This window comes from Pseudomonas sp. dw_358, from assembly GCF_018449655.1.
Classification (GTDB): domain Bacteria; phylum Pseudomonadota; class Gammaproteobacteria; order Pseudomonadales; family Pseudomonadaceae; genus Aquipseudomonas.
This window is the reverse complement of record NZ_JAAVUX010000003.1, coordinates 262081-274344: the sequence shown is the minus strand read 5'-3', so window position 1 is coordinate 274344 and position 12264 is coordinate 262081. Positions and strand designations below refer to the sequence as shown.

The 12264-nt window shown below is 62.1% G+C and carries 12 protein-coding genes and 2 tRNA genes; 7 read left to right on the top strand and 7 right to left on the bottom strand.

Annotated elements, in window-relative coordinates; genetic code table 11:
- Positions 1–14: 14 nt before the first annotated feature.
- Positions 15–644 (bottom strand): HD domain-containing protein, encoded by a 630-nt coding sequence (locus HB675_RS07120; RefSeq protein WP_213877083.1) that lies wholly within the window; start codon positions 642–644, stop codon positions 15–17.
- Positions 645–779: 135 nt separating this feature from the next.
- On the opposite strand from HB675_RS07120, the gene HB675_RS07115 reads away from it, so the two are divergent.
- Entirely contained in the window at positions 780–1742 is a 963-nt protein-coding gene (locus tag HB675_RS07115) for a GlxA family transcriptional regulator (RefSeq protein ID WP_213877082.1), read from the top strand.
- A gap of 78 nt (positions 1743–1820) precedes the next feature.
- Positions 1821–2057: a hypothetical protein gene (locus tag HB675_RS07110; RefSeq protein ID WP_213877080.1), complete on the top strand. Its 237-nt coding sequence runs from the start codon at positions 1821–1823 to the stop codon at positions 2055–2057.
- 91 nt (positions 2058–2148) lie between these two features.
- Here HB675_RS07110 and HB675_RS07105 read toward each other — a convergent pair whose 3' ends face one another.
- Positions 2149–2409 carry a DUF465 domain-containing protein gene (locus tag HB675_RS07105; protein WP_213877078.1) on the bottom strand — a complete coding sequence of 87 codons (261 nt, stop codon included), beginning with the start codon at positions 2407–2409 and terminating at the stop codon, positions 2149–2151.
- Positions 2410–2593: 184 nt separating this feature from the next.
- On the opposite strand from HB675_RS07105, the gene rnd reads away from it, so the two are divergent.
- From rnd to HB675_RS07090, 3 genes are all read left to right on the top strand, one after another.
- Positions 2594–3727, top strand: coding sequence for a ribonuclease D (gene rnd, locus HB675_RS07100; protein WP_213877077.1), 1134 nt, complete (start codon positions 2594–2596; stop codon positions 3725–3727).
- Positions 3724–4017 (top strand): YcgL domain-containing protein, encoded by a 294-nt coding sequence (locus tag HB675_RS07095; RefSeq protein WP_213877075.1) that lies wholly within the window; start codon positions 3724–3726, stop codon positions 4015–4017. Before rnd ends, HB675_RS07095 begins: the two co-directional genes overlap by 4 nt.
- Positions 4018–4094: 77 nt before the next feature.
- Positions 4095–5027 carry a D-2-hydroxyacid dehydrogenase gene (locus HB675_RS07090; RefSeq protein WP_213877073.1) on the top strand — a complete coding sequence of 311 codons (933 nt, stop codon included), beginning with the start codon at positions 4095–4097 and terminating at the stop codon, positions 5025–5027.
- Positions 5028–5160: 133 nt separating this feature from the next.
- Here HB675_RS07090 and HB675_RS07085 read toward each other — a convergent pair whose 3' ends face one another.
- On the bottom strand, positions 5161–5754 hold the full coding sequence (locus HB675_RS07085; protein ID WP_213877072.1) for a nitroreductase family protein: 594 nt from the start codon (positions 5752–5754) through the stop codon (positions 5161–5163).
- 150 nt (positions 5755–5904) lie between these two features.
- On the opposite strand from HB675_RS07085, the gene HB675_RS07080 reads away from it, so the two are divergent.
- Entirely contained in the window at positions 5905–6354 is a 450-nt protein-coding gene (locus HB675_RS07080) for a YcgN family cysteine cluster protein (RefSeq protein WP_213877070.1), read from the top strand.
- Positions 6355–6408: 54 nt separating this feature from the next.
- On the opposite strand, the gene HB675_RS07075 is transcribed toward HB675_RS07080, so the two are convergent.
- The 4 genes from HB675_RS07075 to HB675_RS07060 form a co-directional block, all read right to left on the bottom strand.
- Positions 6409–7698: an AcvB/VirJ family lysyl-phosphatidylglycerol hydrolase gene (locus HB675_RS07075; RefSeq protein ID WP_213877068.1), complete on the bottom strand. Its 1290-nt coding sequence runs from the start codon at positions 7696–7698 to the stop codon at positions 6409–6411.
- Complete coding sequence (mprF, locus tag HB675_RS07070) at positions 7698–10352, bottom strand: bifunctional lysylphosphatidylglycerol flippase/synthetase MprF (protein WP_213877067.1); 2655 nt, start codon at positions 10350–10352, stop codon at positions 7698–7700. The genes HB675_RS07075 and mprF overlap by 1 nt, the downstream gene beginning before the upstream one ends.
- Before the next feature lie 243 nt (positions 10353–10595).
- Positions 10596–10672, bottom strand: a tRNA-Met gene (locus HB675_RS07065).
- A gap of 155 nt (positions 10673–10827) precedes the next feature.
- Positions 10828–10904 (bottom strand) — tRNA-Met (locus HB675_RS07060).
- 273 nt (positions 10905–11177) lie between these two features.
- On the opposite strand from HB675_RS07060, the gene dinB reads away from it, so the two are divergent.
- Positions 11178–12236, top strand: coding sequence for a DNA polymerase IV (gene dinB, locus HB675_RS07055; protein ID WP_213877065.1), 1059 nt, complete (start codon positions 11178–11180; stop codon positions 12234–12236).
- Positions 12237–12264: the final 28 nt, after the last annotated feature.

The following is a 12264-nucleotide window of genomic DNA, read 5'->3' as shown; positions in this document are numbered from 1 at the left end:
AGGAGGGCGACAGCTCAACCCTTCCAGGCCGACCCGCGAATCACTTCGCAGAAATTCCCCCGCACAAACCGTAGGTCCTTGTCCGCCAGCACGTCAGCCTTGACGTTGCCAAAGGTGCTTTCGGGCTTGTGTTTGATCCCGTCGTAGAAGGCCTGAATGATGTCCTCCTTGAAGTGCTCGGTGCGCGGATGCAGGCGCACGATGGCTTCGCGTTCGGCATCGCTGTAATCGTTGTAGGTCAGGCCCAGCACGTCCATTTCGACCCCGGCGGTGACCAAGGCGATGACCGGGTCCATGTGCTGCGGGATGCCGGGGGTGGTGTGCAGGGCGATCGAGGTCCACACGGTGCTGATGTCGTGCTCGTGGATATGGTGGCCGCGCAGGAAGTCACGGGCGGCATTGGCGCCGTCCACTTCGAAGCGTTCGCAGGCGCTGCTGCATTGATGGGTCAGGCCCATGTCATGGAACATGCAACCGGCATACAGCAGTTCGGCATCGAATTTCAGGCCTTGACGGCGGCCGGCGAGGGCCCCGAAGTGGTAGACGCGGCTGGAGTGCTGGAACAGCAGGTCCGAGGCAGTATCGCGGACCAGTTCGGTGATTTCGCGGGCCATGGCGCTGTCGGGGATGTTCAGATCGGTCATTGTGATGCTCTCGCAGGGGGGGAAAGTCTGTTTGGGGCTGGTGTCCCATTGTCGAGCCGTGCATCATGGGCAGCAATCGTCGTAATGCGACTATTACTGCCTTATCAAGCGGTTTCCCGCCGTTGGAGTGCTGCCATGCTCACTGCCCCAAGAATCGTCGCCATTCTGGCCATGCCTGGCGTCCAGCTACTGGACGTGTCTGGACCGCTGGATGTGTTTGCCGAGGCCAACCGGCTGTCCGGTCAGGCGCTGTATGAACTGCGGGTGGTCAGTGAACAGCCGGGGCCGATCCGCAGTTCATCGGGTGCCCGCTTGCTGGCCGACGCGACCTTGAGCGAGCAGAGCGGAGCGGTGGACACGTTATTGGTAGCAGGCTCGCCAGACGCACCGCAGACCCCGGTGTCGGCGGCGACCCGGCAGTGGTTGCAGGTCCAGTGCCCGCGTTCGCGGCGTTTCGGCTCAGTGTGCACGGGCGCTTTCGCGCTGGCCCACGCTGGCTTGCTGGACGGCAAGCGGGTGACCACCCACTGGGTCGGAGCCGACCGTCTGGCGGCCGATTTTCCCTTGGTGCAGGTGGATGTCGACGCTATCCATGTGCGCGATGGCAAGGTACGAACCGCCGCCGGGGTCACCGCTGGCCTGGATCTGGCGCTGGCGCTGGTGGAGGAAGATCACGGTCAGGTGCTGGCCAAGGCGGTGGCTTCCCAACTGGTGATGTTCTTCAAGCGTCCCGGTGGGCAATTGCAGTTCAGCCGCAAGGGCGAGTCGGTGCCAGCGGGTCGCTCGGTGCTCCAGGAAATTCAGCGATACATCTCGGCCAACCCGGCCGACGACTTGAGTGTGCAGCAACTGGCCCAGCGCGCCGGCCTCAGCCCACGGCATTTCGCGCGGCTGTTTCATGACGAAGTGGGCGAGACACCGGCGGCTTGGGTCGAGGCGGCCCGGGTGGCCAGTGCGCGCACCGCCCTGGAGAGCGGCAAGCTGGCGCCCAAGCAGGTCGCGGCCTTGTGCGGATTTTCCAGCGTCGACATCCTGCGTCGGGCGTTTACCCGGCAGGTGGGGGTGACGCCAGCAGAGTTCAGGCGGCGGTTTGTTTGAGTGGGGTCAGCCAACTTCCACGGCAATTACGGGTCCATTCTGATAAGTCTGTTGCAGACGCCCTCAGGAGGATTTGTCATGCCCGGTCAGAATACGTCCTTTCATCTGTTGCTCGAACGCATCGCCGCCGGTGAGACCGTGCTCAGTGCCCCGGAAGATGTGGACACCACTCAACAACTCATCAGCTTTGGTTTTGCCACGGCCGATTTCGTCCAGCATGAGGGGCGGTTGACGTATACCCAGATAGCGATCACGCCCGAGGGCCAGAGTTACCTGGCCGATTGGGATCGGCCCGGTGGAACGGCGATCCGCTAGGGTGGGAGATTCCCGGCAGGGCCGAGCTTGCTCGGGAAACGGCCTTTACCCTCTTCCCGAACAAGCTTGACCCGAAAGGAGTCGGGCAAGCTCAGAACTTGCCGGTCCCGGCCCCCTGGGTGTCCGGGTACTGCCACTGCTGGACGATCTTGTCCTTGATCAACAGGCGCTTCTCTTTGAGCTTTTTAACCTCGTCATCATGAGCGGCTGCCGCTTCGGCATCGACTACCGCGCCGTCAGCCGTCTGGTATTCGTCCAGCAGGCGACTGAGTTTTTCGTCGCTCTGACGGCGTTTTTCGACGTCGGCCTTGGTGACATTGAGGTCTTCGAACAGGTTGTGTTTGACCGGCATGGGTGCGTTTCTCCCTGTAATGGCTTGGGGGCGTAAAACTTCAGGATAGTCTCGCTTCAGGGTTTGGACCCACAGTCCGCGGCGGTTTGTTCCCTCGACGTTGTCCGGCGGTGCCATGGCAGGAAATGCCCAGTAACAGAGAGGCGCGATATATACTGCTCGCCATTGTTCAAGGGAGAGCCTCGTGGCTATCGATATTCACTGGATTCGCGACGACGCCAGCCTGGCCGACCATTGCGCCCGCTGGCAGTCCCTGCCCTTTGTGGCCGTCGACACCGAGTTCATGCGCGTCGACACCTTTTATCCCATTGCCGGCTTGATTCAGGTTGGCGTGGGCACCACAGCGTTTTTGATTGACCCGCTGAGTATCCAGCAATGGCAACCGCTGGCGGCGTTGCTGGAAAACCCGGGCGTGGTCAAGGTGCTGCATGCGTGCAGTGAAGACCTGGAAGTGCTGTTGCGCCTGACCGGCAGCCTGCCGGCACCGCTGTTCGACACGCAACTGGCCGCTGCCTACCTCAACATCGGTTTCTCCATGGGCTACTCGCGTCTGGTGCAGGACGTGCTCGGCCTCGAACTGCCCAAGGGTGAAACCCGCTCAGACTGGCTGCAAAGGCCGTTGTCCGAGACGCAGGTCAGCTATGCCGCCGAAGACGCGGTGCATCTGGGCGAGGTGTACGAACAATTAAGGCCGCGCTTGTCGGATGAACGAGCTGCCTGGGTGCTGGACGACGGCGCCGAGCTGGTGGCCCAGTTGCGCCGCGAAGTGGACCCCGACGAGCTGTACCGCGAGGCAAAGCTGGCCTGGAAGCTTTCGCGCGCGCAATTGGCGGTGATGCGCGCCCTGTGCGCCTGGCGCGAGCGCGAGGCGCGCGCCCGAGACGTGCCGCGCAACCGCATCGTGCGCGAACACGCGCTGTGGCCCTTGGCCAAGACCCAGCCGGACAACCTGCAGGCGCTGGCGCGTATAGAAGACATGCACCCGCGTACCGTTCGTCACGACGGCGAGTTCATCCTCGACCTGATCAAGCGCAACGCCAGCCTGCCGCCGGAACAATGGCCGCCCGCGTTGCCCGAACCGCTGCCGATCGAAGCCAGCGCGGTGCTCAAGCAACTGCGTGCGGTGGGCCAGGCCGAAGCCGAGCGGCTGAGAATCGCTCCCGAGCTGATGCTGCGCAAGAAAACCCTCGAGGCGCTGCTCAAGAGCGGCTACCCCGACGGCCCTTATCAATTGCCTGACAGCCTGCGTGGCTGGCGTCGGGAACACCTGGGCGAGGCGCTGTTGCAGAGCCTGGCCACCGTTGGACAACAGTCATGAAGCGTATCTGCTCGATCTACCGTAGCCCCAAGCGCAACGAAATGTACCTCTATGTGCTCAAGAGCGAAGCACTGGAGAAAGTCCCCGAGGGGCTGCTGGCCGTGTTCGGCAAGCCCGTGCACGCCTTTGATCTGGTGCTGACCCCCGAGCGCACCCTTGCCCGCGAGGACATCACCTTGGTGCTTGAGCACCTCGACGGCCAGGGCTACCACCTGCAGATGCCCCCGGCCGAAGATGAATATATCGAGCACTTGCCCGAAGAGCTCCTGCGCCGCAACGATCCGATGTAAATTCCCCACCCTGCCGTTTCCACTTTCACTGCCTGCGGCGCCGTCCGCAGGCATGCCATTGCACAGGTTTTACGATCATGCGCGTTCTCATCGCAGAACAGGATTACGCCCTCTACGCCCAGTTGCTGCGCGAGGCGGCTGCGGACCTGGAAGTCTGCACCAGCGGCGACTCCGCCGAGCTTGCCATGCTGGCCAGCGACTGCCCGGTCTGGCTGGGCCAGCCGGATCTGCTGGCAACCTTGCTGCGCCAGGGCCACTCGCCGCAGTGGCTGCAGTCGACCTGGGCCGGTATCAAACCGTTGTTGGGAGAAGGGTTGCCGCGTCACTATCGGCTGACCCGCGCTGTGGGTATCTTCGGCCAAGTGATGGCCGAGTACATGCTCACCTACATGCTGGGCCATGAACGCGACGTGCTGGCCCGTCTGGTCAGCCAGGTGGAGCGCAAGTGGGACAACCGGGCTGGCCACAGCCTGGCAGGGCGGCGGGTGTTGATCGTCGGCACCGGTGACATCGGCCAGACCGTCGCCGATTTTCTCCTGCCGTTTGGCGTCAAGCTCTATGGCATCGCGCGTACGGCGCGCACTCAGGCGCCTTTCATCGAAGTAGCGCCCATGAGCGAGCTAGGGCGTCTGGTGGGGGAGGTGGACTATGTGCTCAACCTGCTGCCGGATACGCCCGAGACCCATGACCTTTACGACGCTGCCTTGTTTGCGCGCTTCAACCCCGATGCCTTGTTCATCAACGCCGGACGGGGGGTGGCGGTAGTCGATGCCGATTTGGTGGAGGCCTTGAAACAAGGGCATCTGGCAGGAGCGGTGATCGATGTCTGTCGCCAGGAGCCGTTGCCGCAACGCCATCCATTCTGGACGGCCTGGGGGTTGCTGCTGACCGGCCACAGTTCCGCGCCGACCTCGCCGCAAGCGATGGTGCAGGTGTTTGTCGAGAATGTGCGGGCGTGGCAGGCAGGGACCGACCTGCGTGGCGAAGTGGATTTCGCACGGGGGTATTGAGCGTCACCTCGCTTGCAGGAGCGAGCTTGCTCGGGAAGAGGACACCGCGCCGTACCTGACATACGGCGGGCGATGGTTCCCGAACAAGCTGGCTCCTGCAGGATTCCTGCGCCAAAGGCTTTGACGCAAAACCTTACAGCGTGAAATCACCCTCGGCCGCCAGCTCGCTCAGCGGCTTGCGCGGGCTGGGGGTTTCACGGGCCTGGAGGAATTCGGCCAGGGTGGCCTTGTCGCCCAGTTTGCCGATGGCCACGGCCGTGTGGATCTCGTAGCCTTCTGGCACTTTCAACTCAGTACGTGCCAGCTCCTTGTCGAAGCCGGCCATGGCGTGAGTGTGCCAGCCGCTGATGCTCGCTTGCAGGCCCAGATGGCCCCAGGCCGAACCGGTGTCGAAGGTGTGCCACAGCGCCGGGCCTTCTTCGGTGGCGCCAGGCGGGGTGAAGGTGGTCTTGGAGATGACGATCACCAGCGCCGAGGCATGCTGCGCCCAGCCACGGTTGAATTCGTTGAGCAGCCCCAGGAAGCGCTGCCAGTTCGGGGTGTCACGGCGCGCATAGAGAAAGCGCCATGGCTGCGAGTTGTAAGCCGACGGTGCCCAGCGAGCGGCTTCCAGGAAGCTCAGCAGGGTGTCTTCGCTGATGACTTCGTTGCTGAACGCGCGCGGCGACCAGCGCTGAATGAATTGCTCGTGAATGGCATAGTCGGCGACGCGGGTGTTCTCACTCATGGTGCAGATCCAGACGAGTTGATGAATCTGTCTTGATAACCAATCTCAACCTTCCGCGCAAGTGAAGTGTACCGCCAGTCGCAACTACTTGGCGGTGACCGCGCACGGCACTAGACTGCCGCGCTTGATTGACCACAGGACACCCACGCAATGGCCGCCAAAGTCGAACCCTTCTGGATTCGCAAGACCCTCGAACAACTGGATGCCGTGGAGTGGGAATCCCTCTGTGACGGCTGCGGCCTGTGCTGCCTGCAAAAGCTGGAGGATGAGGACGACAGCAGCGTGTATTACACGCGCATTGCCTGCCAGCTGCTGGACCTGAAAACGTGCCAGTGCACCGACTACCCCGAGCGCAAGGCGCAGGTGCCCGATTGCATTCAACTCACCCCAGGCCAGGCCGATCAATTCAAATGGTTGCCGCCCACGTGCGGCTATCGTCTGGTGAGCGAACGTCAGGATCTGCCGTTGTGGCACCACCTGGTGTGCGGCGATCGGGAGCAGGTGCACAAGCAGCGCATTTCTCAGTCCGGGCGCATGCTCAGCGAGAAGGATGTGGCGGAGGATGATTGGGAGGAGTATCTGATTTTCAGGGCGGGGTGATGTTCAAAGCAGGGTAAGGCGGCGCGGTCTCGAAGGATCGCGCCGCCCTCATCATCAAGGCTTGGGCGTCTTGCCCTGGCGCTTGTCGATGGCGTCGGTCAGGCGTTTGGCCAGTGCCGGGTAGTTCTCGTCGAAGTGGTGACCGCCAGGCAGTTGAACGATTTCACCCACTGCGGTGGATTCGGTGCAACCGCTTTCGTCTTTCTCTTCGATGCCGTAGATGCACAGCACCTTGGCCGGCGGCAACTTGGCCATGGCCGGCCCGGTAGGCATTTCCTTGCCTTCCTGGCCCAGCCAGCCCTCGACCTCGATCTCGAAGCTGCCACTGCGGGCATAGGCCAGCAGAATCACCGCATCGACACGTTTCTGCTCGTCGGCGGGCAGTGCGTCATAGATCGCCGGCAGCACATCGGCGCCGAACGAGAAACCGGCCAGGACGAAGCGCTTGGTGCCCCACTTCTGGCGGTAGTACTGCATCAGCTCGGCCAGGTCGTTGGCGCTCTGCTCGGGGCTTTTGTGCTTCCAGTAGTAGCGCAAGGTGTCGATGCCCACCACCGGATAACCCAGCTTGGCCATCTCGCCGGCCACGTCTCGGTCCAGGTCGCGCCAGCCGCCATCACCCGAGAGGAACAAGGTCACGGTATCGCTTGGGCCGCCCGCCGGCACTTCAACGACCGGCATCTTCGGTGCATTGCTGTCATCGTCCGGGACGAGGATATGGGTCAGCTGGTTTTTCAGGACTTGTGGCATATGAATGTCGTAGTCACTGATGCTGGTGTCGGCGTTGGCCTGGCCCCGCACGAAGGCAGCGATCGGATCATCCGGTGCGTCGTTCCAGGCCGCGGTCCAGTGGCCATGCGGCGCTTTCTGGGCCAGCGGGATGCTACAGTCCTTGTTGGCAATGTCGAAACCCACCGACACGGCATTGGCCTTATCGTTGGTCTGACCGGCCAGCCAGTTCCAGGCCAGGGTCGCCCCAGGGCCGATGCCGCCGACGGTGGTCGGGGCGCCATCCAGGTATTGCAGGCTGGACTCGAAGGTTTTCTGCTGGGCCACGCAATCGGTGGCCGGCAAGATGATCTGAACGATGCGCGCGCTGGTGTCTTCGCTGAGGTCGATCAGCTGCGCATTGGTCAGGGCCTGGTCGGCAGGAACCGCCAAGGCCACTTGAGCCTGGGCATCGTCGCCCGGAATGACTTGAGTGACGGCACTACCGTCGGCCAGTTTGAGCTGTTTTAGGGTGGGTTGCGGAGCAGGGCGATTGAACCACCAGTAGCCAACACCGGCTGCCAGGAGCAGCACTACCAGCAGGGCTATGAGCAATCGCCAGGGACGTCGAATCATCAGCGTTTCACCAATCCAGTCAGGCCGCCTGCAATCAGGGCGGCGGTATCAGCCAATGCCACCAACGGATCGAGACCCGCGGGCACGGCCATGTAACGAGGTTCCCAGTCAGGCTGGAATTTGTCTTTGAAGCGGCGCAGGCCCTGGAAGTTGTACAGTTGTTCTCCACGGCGAAACACCATCGAGCCCAGTCGTTGGGTCAGCGGCGCACCCCGGCGAGGTTGCAGCCCCGACAGTGGCACCATGCCCAGGCTGAAGCGGGCGTAATCCTTGTTCTTGTAGTGTTGAATCAGGCCGACCATCATGAATTCCATGGTCAGTTTAGGTGCGTCCGGGTGGGCGCGCATCAGGTCCAGGCTGGCCAGATCATGGCTCTGGGTTTCCAGCAGGTTGGAAAACGCCACCGGCTTGCCTTCGAAGTGGACGATGGCAATGCGAAAGTGCGACAGATATTCATCGCTGAAGCGCCCCAGCGAGAAGCCTTTCTCGCGTACGTTCTTGCCGGTCAACCAGGCATCGGAGATGACCCGCAGTTCTTCCAGCGGCGCCTGACCCGGTTCGTAGACTTCCAGCGACAGGCCGTCGCGGGTGCCGCGGTTCCAGGTGTAGCGCAGGTCCTTCATCTCCTTGCCCTTGGCGTCGATGTCGAAGCGCCGCAAGTCCACACGGGCTTCTTCACCGAGCTTGATCGCGGTCAGGCCGATGTCCATGTAGAACGGCAGGTTTTCGGCGCGCACCTGATAGAACACCGGACGGGCATGGTGGAAGTCGCACAGGTCGCGGAACTGCCAGATCATCTCGGCCCGTTGCTGAGTCGGCCCGATGGGGTCGTACAGCGCTACCAGACTGCGGCCGCGGCGGGCATACATCAGGAAGGCTTCGTCCTTGGGGTGAAACAGCAAGGCCTTGTCGCCGGTAAGGGCAAGGCCGCCGTCCGGCTGGTTGGAGGCCTGCAGGATGCGCGCCGCGCGCTGGATTTCGTCTGGCGTGGGCAGATGGATGGTCGGTCGTGCGGTACGCAGCAACCAGGTCAGCGAGACGATCACCAGTACCACGGCGCTGCCCAGGGCTGCTCGCAAGCCGCGTGGAGCATCAGCGTCCAGGGTGAATTGCCACCACAGCTGATTGCTGTAAGGGACGTCCTGATAGGCGAACAGCAGCAGCCAGATCGAAGCCCCCACCACGCTGGCGCTGGCCAGCACATAGATGGGCGAAAACGGCAGTTCCAGCAGGCGACTGGGGCGATAGAAGGAGCGCTTGAACACTGCCAGCAACGCGGCGGTCAGCACCAGCAGGGTGGCTTCTTCCCAGTCGAAACCCTTGAGTAGCGACAGGATCGCACCGATCACCAGCAGGCTCATGGTCAGGATCCAGGCCGCCGACAACCGCCGGCGCAGGCCTTGGGCCAGCAGCAGGCACAGCACGCCGATCAAGCTGGCACCGAAGTGCGACGCGTCGATCAGGCGATGGGGCAGCAGGAAACCCATGTCCTCGAGCCGGGTGTCGATTTCCGGTGTCGCGCCGGAAAACAGCAGCACCACACCTGAGAGGAACACCAGCACCGCAAGGATCGGTGCCGCCAGGCCGGAGCCGACGCGGATCGCCTGCTTGGCAAACAGCAGACGCCGACCTTCGTTGATCAGCAAGGCGACACAGGCCAGCAGTAACGGCAGCATCACGTAGATCAGCCGGTACAGGAGCAGGGCGGCAGCCAATGGCGCGGCGCCCAGGTCGTTGGCAAAGGCGGCCAGCAGGATCGCTTCGAAGACACCCACACCGCCAGGCACGTGGCTGAGCACGCCGGCGGCCAGCGCCAGCAGATACACCAGCACGAAGGCGCCGAAGGGCGGCGCCTCAGGCAGCAGCAGATACAGCACGGTCGCGGCTGCCATCACATCCAGGGCGGTGATGACCAGTTGCAGCAACGTGAGCTTCAGCCCGGGCAGGCGCAGGGTACGGCGGCCGACCTTGACCAGCAGGTTATGAGCGATGGGCTGTTCGGGCAGCCGACGGCGATAGATACCGATACCCAAGGCCAGCGCCAGCACCAGGATGCCTCCAGACACCACGCCTAGCAGCCACGGTGAGAGGTGCAGGGCGTCGGAGGCGGCGGGGAGGTTGCTCAGCGTCGCGAGGGCCGCCAGTGGTGGCAAGGCGCAGCCCAGGGACAGACTGGCAAACAGGGTCATGCGGGCGACTTCGCCGGCGCCGATGCCTTGGCGAGAATACAGGCGATAACGCACCGAGCCGCCGGACAGCATGGACAGGCCGATCGCGTTGCCGATGGCAAACGCGGTGAAGCCGCCCAGTGCCAGGGTTTGCGGTTTCAAATCTACCGAGGCATAGCGGCTCGCGGACCATTCATAGCCCAGCAGGACCAGAAAACCGAAGGCCGTGGCAGCGAAGGCACCGATCAGCGACGAGCGAGGGGTGTCCAGCACGGAGTCGTGCAGCGCATAGATATCCAGCTCGCTGAGCAAGTGGTGACAGGCGACCAGGGCAATACAGAACAACAACAGGGTGACGGCCAGGCCGATAGGCTGACGGTATTTGCTGATCAGTTCGCCGAGCGCCGGGCGCGAGCGAATCGGATCGGGATCTGGAGCGGTTTCAGGTACCGCAGGGTCGAGAGCGTTGGGCGAGTCGGGGCGCATCAATCACCTCTTGGATAATGCGCAACAGGATGAGGGTATCCAATCAAGTTACCAATCCTTACGAAGAAAATAATTCAGTACATATTAACCTGTCAGCACATTCTACAGGCCTGGCGGTTCAGCTATAGGGGAAGTTTCACGGCTGACCTCCCCTCAGGTGGACCACGTTTTTGCCATTCAGTGCGACGTCAAAGTGTCGCGCAAACAAAAAAGGCCACTCTTTCGAGTGGCCTTTTTCGATGTTGGTTGCGGGAGCCGGATTTGAACCGACGACCTTCGGGTTATGAGCCCGACGAGCTACCAGACTGCTCCATCCCGCGTCTGTGGGGGCGCATTCTACCTGTAAAGGTGAGGGTGTCAAGCAAGAGTTTGATCTTTCTTCAGATGAGCTGATTGTTATCAGATGAGCCGGGTTTCACCATGAAACAACCAGACACAAAAAAGGCCACTCTTTCGAGTAGCCTTCTTTGATGTTTGGTTGCGGGAGCCGGATTTGAACCGACGACCTTCGGGTTATGAGCCCGACGAGCTACCAGACTGCTCCATCCCGCGTCTGTGGGGTGGATTCTACAGCGTAGCCCCGGGCTGTCAATCGCTGATTTCAAGAAAACTCTTTTTGTTCAACCGCTTAGCGTGGCATGAAAGCCGTGTAAGCCATGCAGAGCAAGGCTTTGCGGGCTATTGGCCGGGGCATGACGATTGAAAAAATAAATCTGAAACAGGGCAGGGCAGGGCGATCTCGTCGGCGATGGCTGCAATTGGCCAGCCGGTGGTGCGATACTGACTGTACATTTGTACAACCTTTTGCAAAAGAATTACCGGTACATGACCCAGCGCAAGATCATCCATGTCGACTGCGACTGCTTTTATGCGGCCATCGAGATGCGCGACGACCCGCAACTGGCCGGCAAGCCGCTGGCGGTCGGCGGTTCGGCCGAGCGCCGGGGGGTGATCGCCACCTGCAATTACGAGGCTCGCGCCTATGGCGTGCGTTCGGCCATGTCGTCCCGCCATGCACTGAAACTGTGCCCCGACCTGACCATCGTCAAGCCGCGCATGGATGCCTATAAAGAGGCGTCCCGGGAAATCCACGGGATCTTTCGCGAATACACCGAGCAGATCGAGCCGCTGTCATTGGATGAGGCTTACCTGGACGTGTCCGACTGCAGCCACTTTTCCGGCAGCGCGACCCGTATTGCCCAGGACATTCGCCGCAAAGTCTCCCAGCGTCTGCACATCACTGTCTCGGCGGGTGTGGCGCCCAACAAGTTTCTCGCCAAGATTGCCAGTGACTGGCGCAAGCCCAACGGGCTGTTCGTCATCACTCCGGCCGAGGTCGAGGCGTTCGTTGCCGACCTGCCGGTGAGCAAGTTGCATGGGGTAGGCAAGGTCACGGCAGACAAGTTGGCAAGGTTGGGCATCGAGACCTGCCAGCAGCTGCGCGAGTGGAAGAAGCTGACGCTGGTGCGTGAATTCGGCAGTTTTGGCGAGCGCCTGTGGAATCTGGCCCACGGTATCGACGAGCGAGCGGTGCACAACGACAGTCGACGTCAATCCATCAGCGTCGAGAACACCTACGACGTCGATCTGCCGGATCTCGCCAGTTGCCTGGAAAAACTGCCGGAGCTGATGGAGACGCTGGCAGGACGCATGGCTCGCATCGACAGCAGTTACCGGCCGGGCAAGCCCTTTGTCAAAGTGAAATTCCATGACTTCACCCAGACTACGCTGGAGCAGGCGGGGGCAGGGCGAGACCTGGCCAGTTATCAACAGTTGCTCAGCCAGGCGTATTCCCGTGGTGAGAAACCGGTACGGCTGTTGGGGATAGGGGTGCGGTTGGAGGATTTGCGCGGGAGGTTGGAGCAGTTGGAGCTGTTTGGCTGACAGGGCCAGCCTCGATATCAAGGTTCAC

Bases quoted from the DNA above. Each gene is read 5' to 3' on its own strand.
- HB675_RS07120 (WP_213877083.1), bottom strand. From the start codon at position 644: ATGACCGATCTGAACATCCCCGACAGCGCCATGGCCCGCGAAATCACC.
- HB675_RS07115 (WP_213877082.1), top strand. From the start codon at position 780: ATGCTCACTGCCCCAAGAATCGTCGCCATTCTGGCCATGCCTGGCGTC.
- HB675_RS07110 (WP_213877080.1), top strand. From the start codon at position 1,821: ATGCCCGGTCAGAATACGTCCTTTCATCTGTTGCTCGAACGCATCGCC.
- HB675_RS07105 (WP_213877078.1), bottom strand. From the start codon at position 2,409: ATGCCGGTCAAACACAACCTGTTCGAAGACCTCAATGTCACCAAGGCC.
- HB675_RS07095 (WP_213877075.1), top strand. From the start codon at position 3,724: ATGAAGCGTATCTGCTCGATCTACCGTAGCCCCAAGCGCAACGAAATG.
- HB675_RS07090 (WP_213877073.1), top strand. From the start codon at position 4,095: ATGCGCGTTCTCATCGCAGAACAGGATTACGCCCTCTACGCCCAGTTG.
- HB675_RS07085 (WP_213877072.1), bottom strand. From the start codon at position 5,754: ATGAGTGAGAACACCCGCGTCGCCGACTATGCCATTCACGAGCAATTC.
- HB675_RS07080 (WP_213877070.1), top strand. From the start codon at position 5,905: ATGGCCGCCAAAGTCGAACCCTTCTGGATTCGCAAGACCCTCGAACAA.
- HB675_RS07075 (WP_213877068.1), bottom strand. From the start codon at position 7,698: ATGATTCGACGTCCCTGGCGATTGCTCATAGCCCTGCTGGTAGTGCTG.
- mprF (WP_213877067.1), bottom strand. From the start codon at position 10,352: ATGCGCCCCGACTCGCCCAACGCTCTCGACCCTGCGGTACCTGAAACC.
- dinB (WP_213877065.1), top strand. From the start codon at position 11,178: ATGACCCAGCGCAAGATCATCCATGTCGACTGCGACTGCTTTTATGCG.